The organism is Nonlabens spongiae, assembly GCF_002117125.1.
In the GTDB taxonomy this organism is placed as follows: domain Bacteria; phylum Bacteroidota; class Bacteroidia; order Flavobacteriales; family Flavobacteriaceae; genus Nonlabens; species Nonlabens spongiae.
Window position 1 is genome coordinate 134337 of record NZ_CP019344.1, and the last position, 23090, is coordinate 157426.

At 40.4% G+C, this 23090-nt stretch carries 21 protein-coding genes; 12 read left to right on the plus strand and 9 right to left on the minus strand.

The window, feature by feature from the left end; genetic code table 11:
- Nucleotides 1-5: 5 nt before the first annotated feature.
- Complete coding sequence (locus tag BST97_RS00620) at nt 6-1196, plus strand: tetratricopeptide repeat protein (protein WP_169711509.1); 1191 nt, start codon at nt 6-8, stop codon at nt 1194-1196.
- A 90-nt stretch (nt 1197-1286) separates the two neighbouring features.
- Here BST97_RS00620 and BST97_RS00625 read toward each other — a convergent pair whose 3' ends face one another.
- Nucleotides 1287-2036 (minus strand): C40 family peptidase, encoded by a 750-nt coding sequence (locus BST97_RS00625; protein WP_085765428.1) that lies wholly within the window; start codon nt 2034-2036, stop codon nt 1287-1289.
- A gap of 4 nt (nt 2037-2040) precedes the next feature.
- The gene (locus BST97_RS00630) at nt 2041-3219 is read right to left on the minus strand and encodes an acetyl-CoA C-acyltransferase (RefSeq protein ID WP_085765429.1); all 1179 of its coding nucleotides are present in this window, start codon (nt 3217-3219) and stop codon (nt 2041-2043) included.
- Between the two features lie 114 nt (nt 3220-3333).
- Here BST97_RS00630 and BST97_RS00635 point away from each other — a divergent pair, with 114 nt between their 5' ends.
- The 5 genes from BST97_RS00635 (at nt 3334) to BST97_RS00650 (ending at nt 8938) form a co-directional block, all read left to right on the plus strand.
- Nucleotides 3334-5373 (plus strand): HD family phosphohydrolase, encoded by a 2040-nt coding sequence (locus BST97_RS00635; RefSeq protein WP_085765430.1) that lies wholly within the window; start codon nt 3334-3336, stop codon nt 5371-5373.
- Nucleotides 5374-5616: 243 nt separating this feature from the next.
- Nucleotides 5617-6801, plus strand: a complete 1185-nt coding sequence (locus BST97_RS00640; RefSeq protein ID WP_085768097.1) for an asparagine synthetase B — start codon at nt 5617-5619, stop codon at nt 6799-6801.
- Nucleotides 6802-6809: 8 nt separating this feature from the next.
- Complete coding sequence (locus BST97_RS00645; RefSeq protein WP_085768098.1) at nt 6810-7553, plus strand: phosphatase PAP2 family protein; 744 nt, start codon at nt 6810-6812, stop codon at nt 7551-7553.
- 146 nt (nt 7554-7699) lie between these two features.
- The gene (locus BST97_RS16205) at nt 7700-7828 is read left to right on the plus strand and encodes a hypothetical protein (RefSeq protein WP_262497052.1); all 129 of its coding nucleotides are present in this window, start codon (nt 7700-7702) and stop codon (nt 7826-7828) included.
- Between the two features lie 21 nt (nt 7829-7849).
- Nucleotides 7850-8938 (plus strand): DNA topoisomerase IB, encoded by a 1089-nt coding sequence (locus tag BST97_RS00650; RefSeq protein ID WP_085765431.1) that lies wholly within the window; start codon nt 7850-7852, stop codon nt 8936-8938.
- An 89-nt stretch (nt 8939-9027) separates the two neighbouring features.
- On the opposite strand, the gene BST97_RS00655 is transcribed toward BST97_RS00650, so the two are convergent.
- Together BST97_RS00655 and BST97_RS00660 are read right to left on the minus strand one after the other, a co-directional pair.
- A complete protein-coding gene (locus tag BST97_RS00655; RefSeq protein ID WP_085765432.1) occupies nt 9028-11460 on the minus strand; it encodes a hypothetical protein in 2433 nt (810 codons plus the stop codon).
- A gap of 101 nt (nt 11461-11561) precedes the next feature.
- Entirely contained in the window at nt 11562-12161 is a 600-nt protein-coding gene (locus tag BST97_RS00660) for a ribonuclease HII (protein WP_085765433.1), read from the minus strand.
- 91 nt (nt 12162-12252) lie between these two features.
- Between BST97_RS00660 and BST97_RS00665 the strand changes: the two genes are divergently transcribed.
- The 5 genes from BST97_RS00665 to BST97_RS00685 all read left to right on the plus strand — a co-directional run bounded on the left by BST97_RS00665 (nt 12253) and on the right by BST97_RS00685 (nt 16184).
- Nucleotides 12253-14229: a putative porin gene (locus BST97_RS00665; protein WP_085765434.1), complete on the plus strand. Its 1977-nt coding sequence runs from the start codon at nt 12253-12255 to the stop codon at nt 14227-14229.
- Between the two features lie 33 nt (nt 14230-14262).
- Entirely contained in the window at nt 14263-15510 is a 1248-nt protein-coding gene (locus tag BST97_RS00670) for a CinA family nicotinamide mononucleotide deamidase-related protein (RefSeq protein ID WP_085765435.1), read from the plus strand.
- Nucleotides 15511-15578: 68 nt separating this feature from the next.
- Nucleotides 15579-15818 carry a 50S ribosomal protein L28 gene (rpmB, locus tag BST97_RS00675; RefSeq protein WP_085765436.1) on the plus strand — a complete coding sequence of 80 codons (240 nt, stop codon included), beginning with the start codon at nt 15579-15581 and terminating at the stop codon, nt 15816-15818.
- 20 nt (nt 15819-15838) lie between these two features.
- Nucleotides 15839-16024 (plus strand): 50S ribosomal protein L33, encoded by a 186-nt coding sequence (gene rpmG, locus BST97_RS00680; protein WP_085765437.1) that lies wholly within the window; start codon nt 15839-15841, stop codon nt 16022-16024.
- A 7-nt stretch (nt 16025-16031) separates the two neighbouring features.
- Nucleotides 16032-16184, plus strand: coding sequence for a DUF4295 domain-containing protein (locus BST97_RS00685; protein ID WP_085765438.1), 153 nt, complete (start codon nt 16032-16034; stop codon nt 16182-16184).
- A 224-nt stretch (nt 16185-16408) separates the two neighbouring features.
- On the opposite strand, the gene BST97_RS00690 is transcribed toward BST97_RS00685, so the two are convergent.
- The 4 genes from BST97_RS00690 to BST97_RS00705 form a co-directional block, all read right to left on the minus strand.
- Nucleotides 16409-16957, minus strand: coding sequence for a hypothetical protein (locus tag BST97_RS00690; protein WP_085765439.1), 549 nt, complete (start codon nt 16955-16957; stop codon nt 16409-16411).
- A gap of 57 nt (nt 16958-17014) precedes the next feature.
- Entirely contained in the window at nt 17015-18913 is a 1899-nt protein-coding gene (locus BST97_RS00695) for a tetratricopeptide repeat-containing sensor histidine kinase (RefSeq protein ID WP_085765440.1), read from the minus strand.
- A gap of 264 nt (nt 18914-19177) precedes the next feature.
- Complete coding sequence (locus BST97_RS00700) at nt 19178-19717, minus strand: HAD family hydrolase (RefSeq protein ID WP_245833615.1); 540 nt, start codon at nt 19715-19717, stop codon at nt 19178-19180.
- Between the two features lie 29 nt (nt 19718-19746).
- The gene (locus tag BST97_RS00705) at nt 19747-20931 is read right to left on the minus strand and encodes an NAD(P)/FAD-dependent oxidoreductase (RefSeq protein WP_085765441.1); all 1185 of its coding nucleotides are present in this window, start codon (nt 20929-20931) and stop codon (nt 19747-19749) included.
- Between the two features lie 455 nt (nt 20932-21386).
- Here BST97_RS00705 and BST97_RS00710 point away from each other — a divergent pair, with 455 nt between their 5' ends.
- Entirely contained in the window at nt 21387-21989 is a 603-nt protein-coding gene (locus tag BST97_RS00710) for a porin family protein (protein ID WP_085765442.1), read from the plus strand.
- Between the two features lie 59 nt (nt 21990-22048).
- Here BST97_RS00710 and xerD read toward each other — a convergent pair whose 3' ends face one another.
- A complete protein-coding gene (xerD, locus tag BST97_RS00715; RefSeq protein WP_085765443.1) occupies nt 22049-22945 on the minus strand; it encodes a site-specific tyrosine recombinase XerD in 897 nt (298 codons plus the stop codon).
- Nucleotides 22946-23090: the final 145 nt, after the last annotated feature.

The window sequence follows — 23090 nt, forward strand, 5'->3', positions numbered from 1 at the left end:
TAAACATGAAATATACTTTTTCAGCACTGTTTATAGCCATGACACTTATGGTAAGTGCTCAAAAACGTGAGTTGAGAAAAATTGAGAAGGCGGTTCAGTATGGTCAGATGACTGAAGCTCTTGAAATTTTCAATAGCATAGAAGAAAGTGAAGTTGAGGATAAATATAGTGGTCAGTATAAGTTTTATAAAGCTGCTGTGGTATCTGGGGTTGTAGGAGATAAAAAGCCTACTTACGAAGATATCCAGATGGCTGAAAATCTTATTGCTGAATCAAAGGCTGCCGGCTATGAGGACAAACAGTTAATGGCAATGGTAGAAAACGCGATCAATTCTCAAAAAATTCAGATTGTCAATTCAAAATTACAATCTGGGAAAACTGAAGAAGCGATCGTAATCGTTGAGGATATCTATGAAGCAGACAACAGTAATAAAGATATGTTGTTTACTTCAGCCCAGCTCTCTTACCAAGTTTCTGATTTTGATGCTGCCAGAAAGAAATTTCAAGAGTTATTTGATGCTGGTTACACTGGTGAGACCGTAACCTTTTATGCTAAAAACAAATCAACAGGTCAAGAAGAGGTTTTTCCGTCTAAAAAATTGGCAGAAGTAGCTATTAGCACAGCGAAATCCCACACTGATTTACGTGAAGATAAAGCGCCTTCTAAACTTGGTACAATCGTAAACAATTTGGTTTGGTTATATAAAAATGATGACCAGATGCAAAAAGCGAAATTTGTATTTGAAAAAGCGCAACAAAGATTTCCTGAAGACGCCTCATTGAAAATTGTCACTCCAGATATTTACAATACCCTAGGCATGACAGAGGAATATAAAAAAGCCATTGCAAATAGAGGTAATGATATTACTGATCCTCAAGTTTATAATAATCTAGCAAGTGCCGCCTTTAAATCAAAGGATTATGACAATGCTATTCAATATTATACTTCTAGTCTTGAATTGAAAGAGGATAGCTATGCAGCTCATGTTAATTTGAGTAATGCTTATTTAGAAAAAGGTAACTTAGAAGAAACTACTGCAAAAGAACAGCAAGTATTGTATAAGGAAGCTTTGTCTCATTTAGAAAGAGCTCATGAGCTTAAACCAGATGATAAGAATATTCTCCCTACTATGGTAAGTTTATACGGTGTTTTTGAAATGACTGAAAAAGCTGAGGCGATCAAAGCTAAGATGTAGATGAGCATAGGATAATCAAAAACAAAAAAGCTTCTAGATTAGTTCTAGAAGCTTTTTTTGTTTCCAGTTGATGTTAATGGGAGCAACGGTCTAGAGCGATTTAATAACTCTTAGTTTATGCGAGTGATAATTGAGCTGCTCGTTATATATGCCCGTTTGATCAATTCGATCCACTCGCACCTTGCCATGAGCATGAATGATATAGTTATTGGCCATAATGATTCCCACATGAGTAATAATGCCTTCAGCGTTGTCAAAAAATGCTAGATCACCTTCTTCCGCTTCTTCAACAAAACTGAGAGAATCTCCCGCTTCCGCCTGCTGACTGGCATCACGCTTGATTTCCTTCCCATTCATGCGATAGATGAGTTGCGTGAAACCACTACAATCGATACCAAACGGTGTCCTGCCTCCCCATAAGTATGGTGCATTTAACAAGCATAGAGCGTCTTTGACTATTCCCGCTTTCGCGAAAGCAGACTGGTTTCTAGACTTATGTATAAATGTATCACCTAAAAACACAGCAGACGAGATTCTGGAACCGTAGCTGATATGTGAAAGACTCTCATTGCTATGAGCCACTGGAGTCAGGATATCTTCACTATAAGATATGGACGAATTATTAAGGTTTTGAAAATCTTTTTCATCAATCTCAAGAACCATTTTTTTGTCTACCCAGCCCTCATATAAATCATGATGCAACCTTATGAGAAACCAGTTCTTTCTGGTGTCAATAATCTTAAACGTTTCACCATAGAGTAATTGAGACACCATTTCTGAGGCATCACTACATTCACTCCTCATGGGAGTTATGGAAGTAGGTGAGACTCCGTATCTCATATATTTAAGCTGGTCTTTCTAATACCATTGCACTAGCACCGCCACCTCCATTGCAAATGGCTGCAGCACCTAATTTCCCACCTTCTTGAGTCATGACACTCAACAAGGTACAAAGAATACGAGCACCACTACAACCTAGTGGATGTCCCAAACTTACAGCACCGCCATAAATGTTAATATTATCGTCTTTTAGTCCGAGAAGTTTTGTGTTGGCAAGACCAACGACCGAAAACGCTTCATTAAATTCAAAATAATCCACATCTTCAATCGCTACTCCAGCATTTTTCAATGCTACAGGAAGAGCTTTAGCTGGAGCTATCGTAAAGTCGACTGGCTTAGTAGCTGCATCTCCATATCCTTTAATGTAAGCAATAATGTCGAGTCCCAATTCTTTAGCTTTTTCTTCTGACATTAAGACTAAAGCTGCCGCTCCGTCATTAATAGTTGAAGCGTTTGCAGCGGTCACCGTACCATCTTTTGTAAACGCAGGTCTCAAAGCTGGAATCTTATCCATTTTTACATTTGAGAATTCCTCGTCTTTACTCATAACGATAGGTTCACCACGTCTTTGCGGGATTGAAACAGGAACTACTTCCTTATCAAATTTACCCGCGTCCCACGCAGCTGTAGATCTCTGATAGGATTGGATCGCAAATGCATCTTGATCTTCTCTGGAAAAATTGTGGTCTATGGCACACTGGTCTGCACATACTCCCATGGCTTGTTGATTATAAGCATCAACCAGTCCATCGCGCTGCATACCGTCCACCATAGTGTCAGGGCCAAATTTCTTACCGTTTCTTAAATGTAAATAGTGAGGGATCGAGCTCATGTTTTCCATACCACCGGCTACAACAACCTGTTGCTGACCTAGTGCTATGCTCTGTGCCGCCATCATTACTGACTTCATACCACTGGCACAAACTTTATTGATGGTTGTACAAGGCGTGTCCTCACTCATTCCAGCGCCTAGTGCGGCTTGTCGTGCTGGAGCCTGACCAGTATTAGCCTGTACCACATGACCCATAAAAACTTCTTGAACTTCCTTTGGGTCAAGGTCAATTTTTTTAAGAGCCCCTTCCGTCGCGATGGAGCCGAGCTTAACTGCAGATATATTTGAAAGTGACCCCATGAAACTTCCTATGGGTGTACGGGCGTATGATACTATGGCTACTTTTTTCATATAATTGTTTATCCAGCAAAAATAACGTTTTCGCCGTTGTTTTAAAATCAGTAAATACATAAGCTGTCCTGTATTTTATGGAAGATTTTAAGGATTGATTCGTTTATTTGTAGAATGCTTTCGTTTTTAAAGGATAATCAGATTACAACCCAGTGGATAGCGCGCATATCTCTCTTGATATTCTGCACAGCTTTTGTAATCTACTTTTTCCCAAAAAGCAATCGGTTTACCTATGAGTTTGAGCAGGGACAACCTTGGGAATATGAAACCCTATACGCTCCATTTTCTTTTCCTATTAAAAAAAGCGATGAAGAGATAAAGAAAGCTCAAAAGGAAATCAAGCAATCCACTCCTAGGTATTTTAAAAAGGATAAAGAGCTTTCTAAATTAGTGAAAAACGAGTGGAGCTCTAGGATCGAGCAATTAATCATAGATAGTATTATACCAAATAATTCGGGTGTAGGTAGAAATGGTATCTCACTTTTAGAATCCATTTACAAAAATGGTTTTCTAGAAAATCCCTTGGCCCTTGAGGATTCTCATCCTGTGTATATTGACGATGGCAACGAGGTGGTGACAGCAACTTATGGAGGTCTAATCTTACCAGCAGAACTCAATAAAAAACTCAATAGGGCTTTTAATACTCAGCCAGATTCGATCCAGCCTATTTTAAAAAGACAGCTTCTGGGAATCATTAGAGGTGATATTATCTATAATGAAGAACTTACTGAGCTCAACATTGAAGATGAGTTAGAAAACATAATTCCCACAAAAGGCTTGGTATCTCGTAATGCTAGGATTATCGCTCAAGGCGAAATAGTAGAGGGCGACAAGCTGCAAAAACTCAAGACCTTAAACGACCTTTACCAAGCTCAAACCTGGACAGAATCACAATACGGTTGGAAGCTGCTCGGTTACTTTATTTTGGTTGCTATGGCGATGATCATGTTGTTGCTGTTCATTCATAAATACCGGTACCAGATCTATCTCGACTTCAGGAAACTCGCTTTCGTATACTTCAACGTACTATTTTTTATACTACTCACTTCCATGGTGGTAAAGTTTCAGGACGATTATTTATACATCGTTCCGGTTTGTATGCTGCCCTTGATTATCAAAGCATTTTTTGATTCCAGATTGGGGCTTTTTACGCATGTGATCACCATCTTCGTTCTCAGCTTTATCGTCCCCAATAGCGCTCAGTATCTCTTCCTTCAAATGATGGCTGGTATCGTTACCATCCTCTCAGGATCTGAAATCTACAAACGAGCTAACCTCTTCATTACAGTAGGTCAGATCTTATTAGTCTATCTTGTTTCTTACACAGCATTCTATGCCATCAATCAAGGAGGAATCTTAGGTTGGGATTGGACTCAAGTTGCTTATTTCGGTTTGTCAAGTTTGGCACTATTGTTTGTATGGCCACTGATCTATGTTTATGAGCGCATTTTTGGTCTCGTGAGTGATGTATCCTTGTTAGAATTGAGTGATACCAACAGTAAATTGCTTAAAAAACTAGCAGACAAAGCGCCAGGAACTTTTCACCACTCGCTCAATGTTGCTAATATCGCAGAAACAGTTGCCAATGAAGTCGGAGCAAATGCTATGCTGGTGCGGGTAGGAGCACTTTACCACGACATCGGTAAAATGAAAAACCCTACCTATTTTGTGGAGAATCAGACCAGTGGAGTGAATCCTCATGATGATATGGATCCTGAAGAAAGTGCTCAAATCATCGTAAATCACGTGATTGATGGCATTGAAATCGCTCGCAAGAACAATCTGCCAGACCGTATTATCGATTTTATCAGAACCCACCACGGCGACAGCACGGTGTACTATTTCTATAAACAGGCAAAAGAGCAAGATCCTGAGGTTCCTAAAAAGCTTTTTCAGTACAAAGGCCCGCGACCGTTCAGTCTGGAAACGGCTATTTTGATGATTTCTGATAGTGTGGAGGCAGCTTCAAAAAGCCTTCCCAAACCTACGGCAATTCTCATCAACAATCTTGTTGACAACATTGTAAGCAAGCAGGTGAGCAACGATCAATTTCTGAATGCTGATATTACCTTCAAGCAAATCGAGACCATCAAGGCAGTAGTAAAGAAAAAACTGGCTAGCATCTACCACCTACGCATCGAGTATCCTGAGTAATTATTCTAATACTTTTTTGACAAAGATGCTTTGTAATGTACCGCTTTCGCGAAAGCGAGATAATAAACAACACCACCCAAAACGATCCGTTCTGAAAACTGCACAACCTCGATATTTAGGCATGAACCTTGAACATATATGAAGATATAAGTTGCAACTCTTTATATTTGATTTATGCTTAGATTTTTAGTGATTTTTCTCCTTTGCGGATTCATGGGCTCAGCGCAATATATTCTGGTTCCCATGGATCATGAATCTCAAACAGACCACCTCAAAGCTTATGGGGTTTCTTACTGGGTGTTGAGCAAGGGAACTAAAGTGAAATGGCTACTCAATTATCGTGGTGGCTCATTTCTCCTGCCTAATGTGGAGGAGATAAAGAAGGAACTGATCATAAGGGGAGTGAGTTATGAGGAGTTGAGTGATGCAGAAGTCTCTGGTATTCTTGAGCTTATCTCCAGCCCATCGCAAAACATGCAAGAGGTATTGCTGGAAAAAGCGCCTAAAATTGCCGTTTACACGCCCACGGGTAAATCGCCTTGGGACGACGCGGTTACGATGGTTTTAACCTATGCTGAAATTCCGTATACAAAAGTCTATGATACCGAAGTTCTGAACGATGAGTTGTTGCTCTACGATTGGTTACACCTGCATCATGAGGATTTTACAGGTCAGTATGGTAAGTTTTACCGCAATTTCCGTTCTGCGCCCTGGTACATTCAAGAAAAAAAGGAGGCTGAAGAACTTGCCGCTAGTCTAGGTTACGATAAAGTGAGCGAGGCTAAACGAGCCGTGGCACTCAAAATAAGAGACTATGTGGTGGGTGGCGGTTTTATGTTTGCCATGTGCAGCGCGACAGATAGTTTTGATATTGCGCTCGCCGCAGAGGGCGTGGATATTCAAGAAGCCATGTTTGATGGAGATCCCAGTGAGGCTGGTTATCAAAACAAAATTGACTATAGTAAAACCTTTGCATTTACTGACTTTTTGTTGGAACGATCTCCTATGGTTTATGAGTTCAGTTCCATCGATATGACTGCAAAAAGAAAAATTAAGAAAGAACTGGATTATTTCTCTTTGATGGATTTCAGTGCAAAATGGGATCCTATTCCCACCATGTTAAATCAGAACCATACCTCACTTGTCAAGGGTTTCATGGGACAAACAACCAGTTTTAACCGTCCCGAAGTCAAGAAAAATGTACTGGTTCTGGGAGAGAATAAAACTAATGGAGAAGCAAAATACATCCACGGTATAAGAGGAAAAGGTTTTTTCACCTTCTACGGCGGCCATGATCCAGAAGACTACCAGCATAGAGTAGGTGATCCACCTACGGAGTTGAGTCTGCATCCTAATTCACCTGGCTACCGACTGATCTTGAACAATATTTTGTTCCCAGCTGCCAAAAAGAAAAAGCAGAAAACTTGAAAGTGCTGATGGTAGCAAAGCAGTTTCTGCTGTTCTTAATGTTGACCGTAACAGTCCTTTCTGGTTGTGCTCAATCCGTGATTGATTCTACCACGACTCCATTTAAAACCAAAAAATCTTTTTTCAGAAAGGCGGCGCTTCCTCTCGGGATGATTGCTGGTGGTAGTTTATTGAGCAGCAGTGACCTGGAACTCGATTTACAAAAATTTGTCAGGCGACAGACTGGCGATGACTTTTTATGGAGAGCCGACGATTATACACGCTTCATTCCACTTGCAGAAATAGGCATCGCAAATGTTGCAGGAATCGAAGCAAAAAATCACTGGTTTGACCAGTCTAAAAACCTGTTCATTGCTGGATATGCCACTGATTGGGTCACATTTAAAATCAAAGAATGGATTTTTAAACGGCGTCCCACCGGCAGGCAGCCTAATTCATTTCCTTCTGGTCACACCTCTTTTGCTTTTATGGGTGCCAGCGTGCTCAGGCATGAGTATCAAGATACTGCACCATTGTTGGGATATTCCGGATATTTTTTTGCCGCTACTACTGGCGGATTCAGAATGGCAAATAATGAGCATTTCATCAGTGATGTGATCGTGGGCGCAGGTATCGCAATGCTGATTACTGAAATCGTATATCATTTTGATCCCATTATTCCTTGGAATCCGTTTAAGAAAACTAGAGGCGTCACTTTTTTTCCTACAATCGATGAGGATCGTTATGGAGTGGCTTTCAGTATGCAGTTTTGACAAGGTTTGTTATCCACTTGGGCTGAAAATTTTATAATAGAATCAGCTGCTCTCATAATTTGTGTGAAAATTCTGCATAAATCTGTTAAGCTCTTGTGTGATTTTAAAATAATTAAGGGAGTTGGTGTTATTTTTAAAAGAAAAACATGAAACGTTTATTTAAAGTACTTACCGTAGCACAACTTGCCTTGACCGCTTATAACTATTATATGGAGCACAAGCGCAATCAAGAGGTCAAAAAACTCAATAGAAAACTTGAGAAGTCTGGTTTGTAATTTGATTTTCATTTAGTAAAAATGACCCTCACTCCTGAACAAATCAAAGAGATGCTTACTGAGCCTGAATATGCTGCTCAGGTTGCCGATCTGGTCTATATCAATGATCACCACCTCAATATTTATCGCAAGCCCCATGGTAGGGGCTTTACTTATTTGATCAATAATAAGGATAGGCTTACAGATAAGGACCAGATCAAGCGCATCAAGTCTCTTGTGATACCACCTGCGTGGCAAGAAGTGCGCATTAGTGAACTTCCTAACGGTCATTTGCAAGTTGTAGGACGTGATGACAAGCAGCGCAAGGTATATCTGTATCACAACTTATGGATGATGCTGCGCAATCAGACTAAGTTTTTTAAGATGTCCGCTTTCGCGAAAGCGTTACCTAAACTAAGATCTCGAGTAGAACAGGATCTGGAACAAGAAGAAATGAACCTGAGCAAATGCCTGGCATTAGTAATTAAAATCATGGATGAAACCCACATAAGAGTGGGCAGTTCCTATTATGCTGAAACCAATAAAACCTACGGTTTGAGCACCCTGAGAACGCGACATGTTAGAGAAGATCACGGACACCTCAAATTTGAGTTTAAAGGCAAAAAGGGAGTCATGCAATCCCAAGAAATAGATGATCCTGAATTGATGCAACTCATCAAGGAGAGTGAAGAGATACCCGGCTGGGAACTATTTCAATATTACGACGCACGAGGTGGTCACCACTCAATTGATAGTTCTATGGTCAATGAATACATTAGAGAAAATGCTGGAGAGATGTTCAGCGCAAAGGATTTTAGAACCTGGGGCGCTTCTACTGAATTCTTCACTCACGTATCTGGTTTAGATATTACGAAAGAACTTAAACAGCGTGAGAAAAATATCATCAGCGGAATGGACGCAGCGGCAGAGGCACTGGGAAACACGCGATCTGTCTGTAAGAAATATTATGTTCATCCCCAACTTCCCGAGCTTTACCTGAAAGACGGTTATAAAGAGTTTCATGAGAACAGATCCAAATTCAGGAACTCAGATTTTTTCACTCGCGAGGAAAAATGGGTGCAGCACATTATCAATGCCTTTGAGATCAAGTTTGAGGAAGCACTGGATTAGGAGATAAAAAAAATTGTGATCGTTTTTTATTAATTGGATTTTTTAAACCTTAGCCAAGAGTCAAGAGTCAAGCTTCAAGCACTCAAAAATCACCACTTATACAGAATGATGTCCCGTTCATCTTGAGTGACTAGATACCTAAAATTAGATTTGGCTAAATCTAGACTCTTACTACCATAAACTGGTAGCCCAGCGATTAAATCGCCGTCCATGTCAAAGATGTAGATTTTGTTCTCTCCTTGTTCTAAAACAGCGACATAAGATTCTTTTTCAAAAGTAAAGATTTTCCCGTTTTCATAAGTTCCATAAGGGAGATCGACTTCCTTACCGTTGATGGATAATTCATTGTTCTTTTGTCTGAATTCTAGTCCAGCTTTAATAGCAAAGGCAGGTTTTTTTAGTACGTCTTTACTTTTTGAAATTGATCCATTACCTAGATCCACTTGAACGGTTTGTTCACCCGTGGAAGGAATTAAGGCTTTCCCGTCCTCAAAAAATAGACCTTGTGAAATGTTGATTTTCGTTTTGACAGGCGTCCTTATTTTTCCAACTCTGCTTAGAATTCTTAAGGTATTATCAGCAGTTCCAAAAACGATATAATCCTTGGTGCGTACTCTGTGATGTTGTGGTTGAGTAATGACATCTGACGTAGGCTGGTATTTGAAACCGGTAACTATTTTTCCGTCCCGATTGAGCATAACCAACTTGCTGCCACTCGTCGCTAGAAATCGGTAATTGCGATTGTTGTCATAATCAAAAACACTGAGAGGTTGGGTAATACCTCCTGAAATTTTGTACGGAAATGCATTTACATCCCGACCATTGCGATCTAGAAAGTAAACCGATTGATCCGTAGCAAAAACAAGTTGTTGCCTTTTGTTTTTGTAGGCATCTACAGCCTCGATATTTCCCAGAATAGGCGCGTCCAGCTGTTTGCTCCACAGCTTTTTGCCTTTGTTGTTGATAAGATGCAAATTGAGGTCTTCATCCTGATAAGCCACATCGTGTTGCTGAGTAAGGTGGTTTGGAAAAAGAAACGGACCAGAAATTATTTCTTTGTCAGTGCGATAACTCATCAATTGCCCGGTAGAAGCTTGTGCCGCGTTTTGATCCACTTGCGGTAGCTTGAAATGATAGTGGGCATATTCATCTTCATGAACGTACTGACTTACCAAAAACGGATACCTATCCTGATCCAGCTTTTTTAGCAGTTTCTTGTCCTGATCACTTTTAAGCGTCGGTAGATTTTGTAGTTTTTTAATATTAGTCAATCGCAGCAGTGTACTCTCATCACTCAGATCTTTTTTTAGGTTGATCCACCAGTTTTGGGATCCTACTACAGTACCATTTTGAATATTACTGACAATTTCCTCGAGCGACTTAATAGATTTAGCAAACACCATAAATTTTGAGGTTTGCAAGGTGTACTCATATTTATTGCTTTTTAAAAGCGGTTTGAATTTCTGGGTATTTAAAGGCGCATTCAATTTGAAGATTTGCTGGTTGCGGTAGGTGTATTTTTCAGAACTCAAAGAATCTAGGTCTACAAACAAAGTTTCGTAAGGCTTCAATGTGAAAGCAAGAGTGGTTTCGGCGCCCAACTCAATTTCGGTCATTTCTTGAGTATTTTCAAACAGCTGATTGACAAAACCACTCAGTCGTATTTCGTTAGAATGGTATTGCTCTAGATTATTTATAAGTTCATCAGCTTTTGAAAAAGTGATCGATTTTACTTCCCGAGCTGAGAGCGGAATAATCTCAGGAACCTCGTTCTTTACTGGAACTATTTTATTGAAAAGGGATTGATAAATCTTGACCGTATCGGGATAGGTGACAAGACCGTCCAATTCTAAACCACTGGAACCATAGCTAGGCTCCACTTGATACCAATAGGCATCCGTAAGGCGGTCATCTATATTGTTGCCTGCTAGATATTGCTTGAGCCATTCATCATTTGCCCCTTTAAAATACAGCGAAAATTCCCCACCACCCGTACGGCTGTAGATTTCTGAAAAACTCTGGTCAAAGACGTAATCGCTTATGGACCTTCTGATCAAGCTCTCCAGAACCAATCTGGAGGAACTGGCGAGAAGCACTTTATCTATTTGTGTAAAGTAATGATCCTTGTCTGCGCCTTGATAGATTTTCTGGTCGTTGTAGGTCAAGCTGTCAACTGCAATTGACCTTTGCTGTTGAAATACAGAATTTTCAGAGACAAGAGTAATCACGGTTTCATTCCTGCCTTCCATGCTTAGAGCGATGAAAGATTCCTCCTCAATAGGATAGTTTTTCAAAAACTGCATCGCACTTTCTATCTCCTGAACTCGCTCTAATTCCCTAACGGATTGATAAAGTTCGCTGCCTTGTAACCAATTTATGCTGGTTGAAACATCATCAGTATCGATGATGATTTTAGAATCTTCAGGAATGTAGTGGATCAGATCGCTGTCATAGCTGGAGGGTTGGTCCTCACACGCCATAATCAAACATATCAAAATCAATAGAATAGGGGCAATTCTCATAAAGAAACTTCTTATCCCAAAAATAAAAAATATAAATCCCAAGGAGCGTATTTAACTTTTATCTAAACGACAAACGCTACAGACTTATAGATAGTCCGTTTTTAGAGTTTCAAGGTCAGTTGCTGGGGCAATAATTTAAAACTTTTACGGTGGTACTTTGTAGCGCCGTGTTCTCTAATGGCTTCACGATGCGCGCGGGTGGGATAACCCTGATTGCGCTCCCAGCCGTATTCTGGGTATTCCCGTGCAATTTGCGCCATAAAATCATCACGATAAGTTTTTGCCAAAACTGATGCAGCAGCGATATGCAAATATTTCCCATCGCCCTTGATCACCGTGGTGTGGGGGATTTCTGCAAAATTTGTGAACCTGTTACCGTCTACTGCGATGTGTTCAGGTGTCATTTGAAGTCCTGAAATGGCAAGATGCATGGCTTTGATGCTGGCGTTTAAAATATTGATTTCGTCAATTTCTTCCATCATAACGTGAGCCACGTGATAGGCCATGGCTTCCTTTTCTATGAGTGGTCTGAGAAGGTCTCTACGCTTTCGCGAAAGCGTCTTACTATCATTCAACAGTTCACAGGCAAAATCATCTGGAAGGATAACGGCCGCTGCGGTAACAGGACCCGCAAGACAACCGCGGCCGGCTTCATCAGTACCGCATTCCAGTAATTCTTTATGGATTTTTGAAAGCAACATTGCGCCAAAAATACCGTTTGCTCACCAAAGTATCTAATACCGTGCAATACTCTAGAAGTTGTGCGTATTGCGTTACTTTTGACCTCTGAATATGAATTGCAATAAATTACTTCTTTTCTTTTGCTTTTTGATCCCTGTGGTGCTTTGCGCTCAGACCAGGCCAGACAAACTGACCAAAGTTCCCAATTCTCGTGGAACGATTGAACCGCTGGACAATAAAAGTGTGAATGTGGAAGGCGAGAAACCTCCCATTACGGACTATTTGATCATCTCCCAAGATCGAGATACCACTTTTGTGGACACTACGCTGAACATGAAAAAGGAGTATAAGTTCAATTATCTACGTCAAGATAATTTTGAACTGATTCCGTTTGCTAACATCGGCCGTCCGTATAACAAGCTCAGTAGGACTTATGATCTGGACAGGCTGGAACCGCGACTGGGCGCCAGAGCAAGGCATGATAATTATTATGAGGTGGAAGATGTGTATGATTACTATGTTCCCACACCGCTTACTGAATTATATTTCAAAACTGCGGTAAATCAAGGCCAGCAGCTCGATGCGCTTTTCACGACCAATTTGTCGCCTCAATACAATTTTTCAATCTCTTATAAAGGAATGCGTAGCGCGGGAGATTATGTGAATACGCTCACCAGTACGGGTAATTTTAAATTTACCTCGAGCTACTTTACTAAAGATAAACGCTACAGATTACGCCTACACACTACCTTTCAAGATCAATTTAACGAAGAGAATGGTGGCCTGACACCCGAGGCTCTGGAAGGTTTTTTAAATAATGATGAAGATTTTGACGATCGTGCAAGGCTTGATCCCAACCTAACCAATGCAGAATCGCTTCTCGACGGCAAGCGTTTTTATATCGATCATGATTATGAAGTCTTGCGTAATAAAGACAGCGCTTCTTATTATAGTGCAAGAGTTTATAATAAAGCTTATTACGAGGATAAGTTTTACCGTTTTTCACAAACTTCACCTAATGAGAGTTTGCTTGGTGAAGTTTACAGAAGCGGAGCTATCATCAACACTACGGATCTTGAAGAAGGAGAAATAGAGCTGGGTGCGACCTTTGACCACTATTTATTGGGTTATTTCCAGGCGGGATTGTCCAGAAAAAAATTCAACTATGGCTACTCACGCAGACTCAATCTGGAGGATCAAATCATTCCTAATAGAATCTTAGGGGAGATTTATCAGTTTCAAGGAGCGTTTGAGAAACAAATAGGCAAATTTGATTTCAAATCTGCTGCTGGGGTGAATTTTGCGGGCGACGTAGAAGGTCAATTTGTGAGAGCGAGCGCCGGTTATGAGATTTTTGATTCTCAGCTAGAGGCTGGGATTGCGGTAAACAACAGCAGTCCGGATTTCAACTACCTCCTTTTTCAGAGTAATTATGTGAACTACAACTGGTTCAATGATTTTGATAACGTCAGAACTCAAGAACTGTACTTCAAAGCCGAGTCTGAAAAATACCTGGATATGGAGTTAAGTCTGAACACCATTCAGGATCAAGTCTTTTTTGAAGAACGACTGCGGTTGAATGCTGCGATGGATACTTTAGGGTACGATGTACGCCCTGCTCAGGCAGGTTCTGGGATTACACATCTTAAAGTCAAGTTACACAAAGAGCATAAGTTGCCATGGAATTTTGGGATGGATCACACAGTGATGTATCAAAACGTCTCCCAAAGCGATAATGCGATCAATGTTCCCGAGTTTGTGACGCGCAACACTTTGTATTACAAAAACCGCTTCTTTAAGCGTGCCCTGCAGTTGCAAACCGGTATCACGTTTAAGTATTTTTCCAGCTATTTTATGGACGGTTACGATCCCGTGCTGGGGGAATTCTACAGTCAGCAGCGTGAAGAGCTGGGCGCGTTTCCATTAGTGGATTTTTTTGTCAATGCCCGCATAAGACAGACTCGTATATTCTTCAAGGTGGAACACGCAAATGCACCTTTTGGAGAGCAAAACTATTTCAGCGCTCCCAGACATCCCTATCGCGATTTGACGATACGGTTTGGTCTGGTTTGGAATTTCTTCCTATAATACAGCGCATATTTCATTCTTAAAAGCAACAATTTGAAAGCTACCATTATTACCATAGGCGATGAGATCTTGATAGGCCAGATCGTAGATACAAATTCGGCCTGGATGGGGCAGCAGCTCAATAACGTGGGGGTTTCTGTTTATGAGATTATCACGATTAATGACGATAGGGTGCATATTCTTTCCGCTTTCGCGAAAGCGGAACAACAATCAGACCTCGTCCTAATAACCGGCGGTCTGGGTCCCACAAAAGATGACGTTACCAAAAGCACGATCTGTGAGTATTTTGATGATGAATTAGTGCTGAACCAAACGGTACTGGAGCACATAGAGAATATTTTTTCAAAGTATGTGAAAGACGCTATTTTACCCGCAAATAGAGACCAGGCCCTAGTTCCCAGCAAAGCGAGAATCCTACATAATGACTATGGGACGGCGCCAGGGCTTTGGATGGAAAAGAACGATACGATTTTTGTATCCATGCCCGGCGTGCCTTTTGAGATGAAGGGAATCATGACCTCTGGAGTTTTGCCTGAGATCATCAAAAAAGGAAATCTACCGTTCATACACCACCGCACCATGATTACAGCAGGAGTGGGGGAAAGCACGATCGCAAAACGTATTGAAGCATGGGAAAATGCCCTGCCTGAAACGATCAAACTTGCCTACCTGCCTAGCTCAGGAATGGTCAGGTTGCGCCTTTCCAGTATCGGGATGGATCGTGTTGAGGTAGAAACTTCAGTTGCGGCTCAGGTAAAAGCGCTTTACGATTTGATAGGCGATATCATCGTAGGGGAGAGCAATGGTGAATCGCTAGTTCATACGGTTTTTAATCTACTCAAGGAAAAAAGGAAAACCATCGCCACTGCCGAAAGTTGTACGGGAGGCAAAATTGCAAATCTGATAACAGAAATCCCTGGGGCATCTACCGTTTTTAAAGGTAGTACGATCACTTATGCCACGCAGTCCAAAATTGATATTTTAGGAATTGAAGGGAAGTTGATCGATGAAAATAGTGTGGTCAGTGCTGAGGTAGCGACTGCCATGGCTGCTCAAGCTCGCGTAAAATTCAAAAGCGATATCGCTATAGCCACTACTGGGAATGCCGGTCCCAGCAAGGGAGACAGCGATGCTGAGGTAGGAACCGTCTACATAGGAATCGCCGATGAGAATGGTGCGGAAGCCTGTAAATTTCTAATGGGAAACAACCGAGAACGCGTAGTGCAGAAAACGGTAAACAAGTCGCTGGAGCTGTTGCAAAAAATATTAATCAAAAAGTGATGAATTCTTGCTTGTGAGTTCCATTTTATATTTGTTATTTTGCAATCCGATTTTAAACACCGAGAATCATGTCACGAGTTTGTGAACTTACTGGTAAAAAAGCGATGGTAGGGAACAACGTTTCCCACGCAATGAATAAGACGAAGCGTAAATTTGACGTGAACTTGTTCAAGAAAAAATTCTACCTGCCAGAAGAAGATAAGTACGTTACTTTGAAAGTATCTGCAAGAGCTATCAAAAACGTCAATAAAAAGGGAATCACCCAAATGATGAAGGAAGCTCGTGCAAACGGGTACACCACAAAGTAATCTGTTTAAAGAATTAGAAGATGGCAAAGAGTAAAGGAAATAGAATCCAGGTTATCCTACAATGTACTGAGCACAAAGAATCTGGACAGCCAGGTATGTCTCGTTACATCACTACAAAGAATAAAAAGAATACGCCAGATCGTCTTGAATTGAAAAAATTCAACCCGATCCTTAAGCGTATGACTGTTCATAAAGAAATCAAATAATTAAGTCATGGCAAAGAAATCAATCGCAACCCTACAATCAGGCTCGAAAAGATTAACTAAAGCGATCAAGATGGTCAAGTCACCTAAGACAGGTGCCTACACTTTTGTAAGTGCCATCATGGCTCCAGAACTTGTTAATGACTTCTTGAACAAGAAATAATTGGTTAATTAAGTTAGTTAAGTTAAAATGTGAAAAGCCATTCTGTGTCAGCAGAATGGCTTTTTTATTTTGACAATGCTTCAATACGGTCACATGCCATTTTGATTTCACTAAACGGATCAACCCATCACCACTCACAAACTCACAGGTGGATGCAATCCACTACTCACAACTCACTAACTCATCAACTCATAGGTGGATGCGATCCGCCGCTACTCATGAACTCAATAACCTCTCTTTAAATATGCTTGGTAATAATTATCGGTGCTTAGGTATTCCTGCCTCATTTCTTTGAAGAATTCAATAGCGCGATCCCGTTTTTCATGATCTGGATGTAAAACGTCATTTCGCTGGAAGTCTAGTAAATGCAACGCGATATACCAGGTATCACTTGTTCTGGTATAGCCCGTGCGATCAAATAGGGGCGATACGCCTTCATTTTCAAGGGCTTTATCTACTATCATACCGCCTAGATTCCAGGTAGAAGATGATTTATCAGTTTCATACCATGATAGATAATACAAATGATCATCTATGATGACGGGCACCATGTCATCAACATATTCATCGTTGCATTCATACTTAATATTGATGTAGTTGTAGAACTCGTCTACATCCTTTGGATCTCTAAAAATGTAGGTATAGACATCAGGCAAATCCTTTTTGAACTTCTTTCCCTTTGTGACTTTATCGTTTTTAAGTTTTGGTGCTACTTGAACGGGAACACATGATTGGAATAAAAATAGAGCTGTGATAAAGTAAAAGAACTTCATACTTAGGTTTTGTGAAATTTATCAACTATTGTTCCATTTAGAGGATAATACTACCGATTATTGTAGTGGAATAACAATCATCGCTGATGTGCCCGACTGGTGACTAGGCTCAAAATTGATACTCCCCTTAATCATGTCTATACGGCTTTTCATATTGAGCACACCATGCCCTTCCTCAGAAGAGCCTTTCATTCCCACACCATTATCATCTACCATAAGGATAAGGTTATCTTTTTGCTTGTAGAGTAGAACACTCATTTCTGTAGCACCTGAATGTTTAATTATATTATTGATCAATTCCTGCAAAACACGATAGAGACAAATCTCAATACGCTCTTCAAAGCGCTTGTCTTGAACACCATTATGCTCAAAATTATATGATATTTCCGAGTATTTGAAAGAGTTGTTCAGCAAATCTTCAAAGGCATTTACGAGACCGTTCTCCATTAAACTACGAGGCATCATTTGATGAGAGATGTCTCTAATATCATCGGCGCTTTTTGAGCAAGACTCATATATTTTATCGAGTTCTTCCTTCTTTTCAAGATCTTCCTCTCGATTTTTTATGTGATGAAGCGCCAGTTTAAGCGCTGACATTTCTTGACCTATTCCATCGTGCAGATCTTTACTGATGCGTTTTCGCTCATCTTCTGAAGCTTTTACAACTGCTTCAAATCCTCTTTCTTTTTCATGCAGCACTGCAGCTTGAAGCTTTTGTCGCTGCTTTGATCTGTAATAGTAATAAAAGAATATACCGCCCAAAATCAGAAAAGTAAGGCCGCCTGTCAAAGAAAGCTGTGTAAGTCTTTGTGAAGCAATCGTAGCGTTTTGAGTCTGAATTTCAAGATTCTGTTCAGTAATTTTGCGTTCTTTTTCAGCAGTCTCAAACTTGACTTCTAAGTTGGAGATCGTTTCCAGCTTTTGAGCATTTATAATGGAATCCCGATGTATAGTTTTTAGTTTGAAATAGTCGAGAGCCTTTTGATGATTTCCTTTAAGTTGCTCTAGCTCGTGTAAATAGCCATAAGTATCCACAATGTTTCTTCTACTGCCTAGCTTTTTGAAAATAAGTAATGCCTCTTTTAAGTATTTTTCCGCTGGCTCAAATTTTTTCTGGTTGTATAGCGCTTCACCTATATTTATCATCGCGATTCCCTCACTTACCTGATCGCCAAAATCCCTTGCCAGATCCAATCCAGTCGTATAGTATCCTATTGCAGCGTCTAGATCATTTTTGAAAAACATCACGGCGCCCATATTAGTATAGAGCGCTGCAATGCCTTCCAAGTGCTGGGTGTCTTGAACAATGCTCTCCGCTTTTTTGAAATGAAACATCGCATCATCAAAAGCTCCTTGAAAATAAAGTGTCGTTCCTTTCTCTAAAAACAGCCCGAAAGCCACATCGTTTTTCAGCTTGTGCTCTTCCGCTGTTTCTAATGCTTTATCAATATATTCTGTGGCTTTTTTTATATCACCTAGTCGCCAGTAGGTCTGGCATAAAGCCATCTCTGCAGTTGCTGCGGTTTTCCAGTCTCTCGCATTTCTGGAACGGTTCCTTGCCTTTTGAAAATATCCCAACGCTCTATCGTAAATACCTTGATATTTATAGACAACTCCTAGTCGCTGATACGCTTTTCCGCGCAAGAAATCGTTGTCTAGTGCTTCAGCGATCTCGAGGGCTTTTTCCTGTTCTTGTATCGATTTTTCATAATCAGATTTATTGAACGCATACAAGCCGCTTACAGAATGATATTTTGACAACCATACGGAATCACTTGGTTGAATGCTTTTCTCCAAAGCAGAAATGAAATAAGACATGCTGTCCAGCTTAGAATACTGGGTACGCACGATGTTCTCATACAGATACTCCAAACGATCCTCATATTCCTGCTGTCCATGAGCTATAGAGCTAAAAAATAGATTGAATAAGAGAATTATGATTCTGGAAAATTTCATGGTTGAATACTTTAAGCCAATTGCAAATTAAACAATCAGCTCAAGTTAGGTTATAGGGCATTTACCTGAAATATAGTTAGTTCTATTGGGAATTTTTACGCTGTCCCTCGGTCGCCATACTGCCTTCGTAGCCACTTCGGCGTAGTTGGCTAGGCTTGCCGAAGGCGCAGCGCGAAAGCGAAATATCTAGAATAAATCTCTTAACTTATTTTCTAGATCCATCACATCCTCTTTCCCGACTTGTAGATGCCAGGTTTTGATGCCTTATTTATTCGCGGCATCAGTGTTTTCTACGGTATCATCTATGAAAAGAGTGTCTTCGGCCTTGATATTATTCTTATTCAGGACAAACTCATAGATGTCAGTATTAGGCTTGCGTAACCCTATTTCATGAGATAAGTAGAAGCCATCAAAAGCATTTTTGAAAGTCTCAAAATCTGCTCCCATATTTTCTTTTATATTCTCAATATGGAGATCATTGGTATTGCTTAGCAGAAAAATTTTATGAGTACGCTTTCGCGAAAGCGTCACCAAAAAATCAAGTCTGTTTGTTGGAAAATCCAGCAACATGCCATTCCAAATTTCTTTCAATTGCTGCGAGTTAAGTTGAGGGATAGCCTCGTGCAGCGAGTTCAAAAACTCCTTTGTGCTGTTGGAACCTACCTCATATAACTTATTGAGCCGATCCAAAGCTCTACGTCCACTTTCATGAACTGAATAAGAGTCGAGTTGCCTCGAGACATAGGTTTTGTCCAGGTTCACAAATACATCACCAAAATCAAATATGATGTTTTTTATAGGCATATCATCTTATTTATAGTATACTTAAGATGTTAGACAGCTTTTTTCAACTTTGACTTTTTCCCTACCAATCTATTCAAGCTTTTCTGGATAATCCTCTTTTTAAGATTTATAGGGTAATTCCGGTCGCCACAGAAGACAGCGGTCATGTAGCGAGCAAATTTTGCACCATAGTGTTTGATCAGGAAACTCCGAAGTTTGGGTTTTCCGTAGAACCAGGCTGCTAGAGTACGGCCGGTAGCGAGCTGTGGTAATAGCTTCTCGTCGAGAATGTCTTGATACCTTTTTGCAGCACTATATGGATCTCCTTGACTTGAAATGATCGCTTGAGCTGCATACCGGCCAGAAAAAATAGAATTTGATATACCTTCTGCGGTAATGGGATCTGCAAAGCCGGCAGCGTCACCAGTGAGAAACACACCATTTTTCACAAAACCTTCTTCTCGTGGCGTTATAGGAATATTGAAACCAAATTTTTTTATCTCTACGATATTTTTGATGTTCATGTCATCAATATATTTCATGCATGCCGATTTGAGATCCAGCTTTCCGCCACCGTTTCCAAAACCACCTACGCCTACAGAGAGATGGCCATTTTTGGGAAATACCCAACCGTAACCGTGAGGTACGGCACCCATGTCAAATCGCACGTTGCGGCAATGCTTTTCATACTCTTCTGGACTCACGTAGATCTCATATTCCAGCGCAGGTATGAGTGTGCGGGAATCTGTGGTCCAGCCAGCCATTTTTGCGGTAGGGCTGTACGCGCCATCTGCGGCTACGACCATTTTTGTTGAATAAGCATTTTTATCTGTGGTTAGTAAAATTTGATCTGACTTATGCTGTAAGGCAGTCAGCTTTTCTCCCTGTTTTAAAACAGATCCTTTTTCAATAGCCTTTTCAGCAAGTAGATAGTCAAATTTATCTCGCATTACCATGCTGATCACGGGACGATCGTCAGAAGCAACTAGATGCGTGCCATCATCAAAATAAATGTCTACTTCTTTGAATTGAAGGTCTACCACTTCTGCCGCATCAAAAGGAAGATCTCTTAGGCCTCTATATACAAAACCGCCACCACAGACCTTGTAGCGTGGCAATTCTCGCTTCTCGATAACAAGAACTTTTAATCCAGCCGCAGCGAGATCATAAGCTGCCATACTTCCCGCAGGTCCGGTTCCTATTACCGCAACGTCATATAATGTGGCTTCATTCATGATTAATGGTCGACATTTAAATGGAGCGTAAAAATCGTAAATATTTAAGAGTTTTTAACATTGACAGTCTCTTTACTTCAATCGATAATTTCTTGACCGGTGGTAATTGAGTAATTGAAGACAAGATGTTGATCCAGAGATCTTAATCGGGAAAACAATGACTTTACTATTGTAAGTGTTATGAATTTGTGGGTGTGGCTCAATGAGCTGACAAATGTGCATTTATTGATAGCTTCAGATGATTTTAAGCACCTTATTGTCAATTACTAATAGATGATTTTTTTTACATATGAAATCTCACCATTTAGTTAGCTCAAAAAATGTAATTATGAGTTTAATCCTATTGTGGTGTGGAAGTAGTCTTGAATTATGACTTGAATAATTGGCAACGAATTAATTTTCTTTTAAGGCTCTTTAACAACGTTCTCAATAGATTTGTCGAAAAATAAATAACTATGAAAAAGCTATTTTTATCAGCTATGGCACTTGTTGCCGCAACAACAATGAGCGTGGCTCAAGAAATCGACTTTGGTGTACAGGCTGGGGTAAACTTTGCAAAACTTCAAGGTGATAGTGTAGAAGATGCAGATGGCCGTACTGGTATCAATGTCGGTTTAACAGGTGAATACATGTTCAACGATTCATTTGCTCTATTTACTGGAGTAATCTATAGTCAGCAGGGATTACAGTCTGAAGATGCCGGAATCGAACAAAAATTAAAATTAGACTATTTAAATGTACCGGTGTTGGCTAAATTTTACATAGCTGATTCAGGTTTCAGTATTGATGCAGGACCTCAAATAGGTTTTATCGTAAATGATGAATACACCGTAGAAGGTGGGCCACTGGCCGGTGAAACCGATCTGGATGCTGCAACTATCGACCTTAGTGCTGGTGGAGGCGTAAGCTATAAATTTTTGGAAGGAACCACTCTTGAAGGTTTATCTATTGGAGCACGTTACATGATAGGATTGAGCAATATCTATGATGATGATGAAGCTTTTGGTGATGACTTGACTAACAGTGTGTTATCAGTAAATCTAGGTTACAGATTCTAATCTTAAATTAATTTGATAATGAAAAGCAGCTCAATCGAGCTGTTTTTTTTGTCCCTAATTCAAGCTCTGGGGTGGTGTTTTTCCATAACTTGAGCAAGGTGGGAGCGATCTACGTGCATGTAGATTTCTGTGGTAGTTATGCTCTCGTGACCCAACATGATTTGGATACTGCGCAGATCAGCTCCGTTTTCCAGCAAATGGGTTGCAAAACTATGCCTAAACGTGTGCGGGCTAATACTTTTTTTAAGACCAGCCTTGATCGCGAGTTGTTTGATAATGTGGAAAATCATCGCTCGGGTAAGACCTTTACCACGTCGATTGAGAAATAGCGTGTCCGTAAACTTAGGATCGACATTCACATGAGTGCGTATCTCATTTTTATAGAGGTTGATGACTTTGATCGTGTAGGGGCTTATAGGTACAAAGCGCTGTTTGTTCCCTTTTCCCGTTACTTTTACAAAACCCTCATCAAAAAACAAGTCACTTATCTTAAGTGATGTAAGCTCACTCACGCGCAAGCCGCAACTGTACAGCGTTTCTAAGATGGCGCGGTTGCGTTCTCCTTCTGCTGTTGAGCGGTCTATGTGGGTGATGAGGTTGTCTATTTCTTCTAGCGAGAGTGTATCGGGTAATTTGCGAGGTGTTTTGGGCGATTCCAGCAAATCCATTGGATTAGTCTCACGGTAGTTTTCAAGAACCAGATATTTAAAAAATGCTTTTAAACTACTGATAAGACGCGCTTGAGATCGTGGATTGATCTCCTTTGCCATATGATAGATGAACTCTCGTAGATGTTGCGTCTCTAGTCGATCTGCGGGCAGTTCAACATCATTTTCTTCTAGCCATAGTATGAGCTTACGCAAATCCCGCGCATAGGCTTTGATGGAATTTTCTGCAAGACCACGCTCTAGAGTGTTGTAGTTATTGAAAGATTTAACGGCGTGTTCCCATTTCATGCATACAATGATTGAATAGACTTTAATAAACGATTATTTATTCCGCTTTCGCGAAAGCGAGAACGCAACCCATCCCGTTGTAAACTTAATCAGTTAGAATTAATCAACCTGTTCCTACTTAAAAAAATCAACGCAATTTTGATGC